2 protein-coding genes are annotated in these 1,825 nt (G+C 63.1%); both read right to left on the bottom strand.

Translation table 11 applies throughout. The features are described from left to right. On the bottom strand, positions 1 to 1,460 hold a 1,460-nt coding region (locus tag GM1_RS18870; protein ID WP_008381550.1), incomplete at its 3' end, for an MMPL family transporter. A gap of 62 nt (positions 1,461 to 1,522) precedes the next feature. After that, positions 1,523 to 1,825 (bottom strand): DUF4873 domain-containing protein (locus GM1_RS18865; protein ID WP_008381548.1); only part of this gene is annotated, 303 nt, incomplete at its 5' end.

Genomic DNA, 1,825 nt, shown 5'->3' with positions numbered 1-1,825 from the left:
GTCACCCCGATAACGCGGGTGACACCGGGAGTCTGCGCGACGCGCGACGCCATCTGTTCAAGATCGGCCAGTCCCTGGCCGGTGCGCATGTCTTTGTTCGACTCCACCAGAAGGAATTCGGAGATGATGGTGTCTTTGGGAAAGTGCCGGTTCAGCAGCGCGTATCCCTCGTTGCTTCCGGTGTCCGGCGGCTGACCTTCCCGATCGTCGTAGGTGATTGTCATGGTGGTCGCGATGAGGCCGAGAGCGATCAGTGCCACCAGGCTCACCGCGAGCAGCGGGACCGGACGCCGGATCACCCCCGTTCCCACCCGATGCCAGTACCGTCTGGTGAGGTCACGACGAGGTAGCCCCGCGCCACGCTTTGCCGCGAACGACAGCACGGGGGGCAGCAGAGTGACGGTTGCCAGGAAGCCGAAGGCGATGGAGATCGCGCACGCCGGGCCGAGCGTGTTGAACACGCTGAGCTTGGCGAACGCCATCGCCAAGAAGGCAAGGGCAACTGTCGCTGCGGACGCGAGCACCACGCGACCGATCGTTGCGGTGGCGTTCGCAATGGCCACGTCCGGGGTGTCACCCGCCCGGATGCCCTCGTGATACCGGCTTATGAGGAATACGGAGTAGTCGACTCCGGCGCCGAAGATGATTACTGTCATGAACATCGAGGTGAATTGAGACACGGGCATGCCCAATTCGCCCAGACCCGAGAGCACCCCGCGGCCCACTGCCAGGCTCATGCCGACCACCAGCAGCGGCATGAGAGCGGTGAAGATCGATCGGTAAACGATCAGTAGGATCCCGGCGATCAACAGCACCGTGGCGAGCGTGATCACGACCAGATCGGTCTCACCCACCGCGAGCTGGTCGGTGAACGTGGCAGGTGGACCGGTCACCCGGACAGTTGTGCCGGTACCACCGAAGATCTCGTCCGTGGTGTCACGGACCGCTTCCACCGCGTCGGCAGCGTCCGGCCCGCCCAACGTCCCGGTGACACCGATAGGCAGATACCACGCCTTCTTGTCCTTGCTCAACGCCTGACTCTCCGTGAGCGGGTCACCGAGCAGGTCGCGGACCGCGATGACGTGTTCTGTGTCCGCACGTAGTGTGGTCACCAATTCGTCATATAGGGCGCGGGTGGTGTCCGAAAAGCCCTCGTCGTTCTCCATGGCGACGAAGACGGTGGTCTTGGCCCCCTTCTCATTGAACGCCTCACCCATCCGGTCGAGCGTCTGGAATGACGGTACGCTCGCGGGTATCGGGTCCACCGACTGCTGTCGGATCACCGACTCCAGCTGCGGGAACAGCACTGCGAGGCCGACCGCGACCACGACCCAGACCAACGCCACGACCCCCTTGCGCCGCAGCGTGAACCAGGCGACCTTTTCCAGTACAGCGCTGTATTCACCGGTTCTGGCAGAACGCCTCGATGGACGGTTCCGGATGATCGACGGCCTGGCCACGTACAAATTTCCTCTCAGACTGGATTGTTGGGGGACGCCCCCAGGGCGGCTGCGCAGATCGGTCAGCTGTGATGTTCGCTCTCTGCTATCGCCTCCACTTCCTCCAGGGTGGTGGGGATGTGGTACGGCGGCCTGCTCGTGCCCGAGATGCGATAGCGATCCCAGAAATCAGGATCGCCCACGACGCACTCGGCGCGTCCCTGTGGTGTCACAAAGACAGCAACCGTGCGCCTGCCCCCGAGGAGGGCGTCGAGCGCATCGTTCTTGTCGATCCTGCCGTACCAGGTGTAAAAGCCGTTCAGGGGCTGGAAATAGCCTTTGATTTTCACCTCGACAGCAATCTCCTTGCCGCGGCACACTAGGGT

Origin of the sequence: Gordonia malaquae NBRC 108250 (assembly GCF_000344135.1) — a bacterium.
GTDB classification, from domain to species: Bacteria; Actinomycetota; Actinomycetes; order Mycobacteriales; family Mycobacteriaceae; genus Gordonia; species Gordonia malaquae.
Note: the sequence above shows the minus strand (reverse complement) of the source record. Positions and strands in the feature narration are given on the sequence as shown.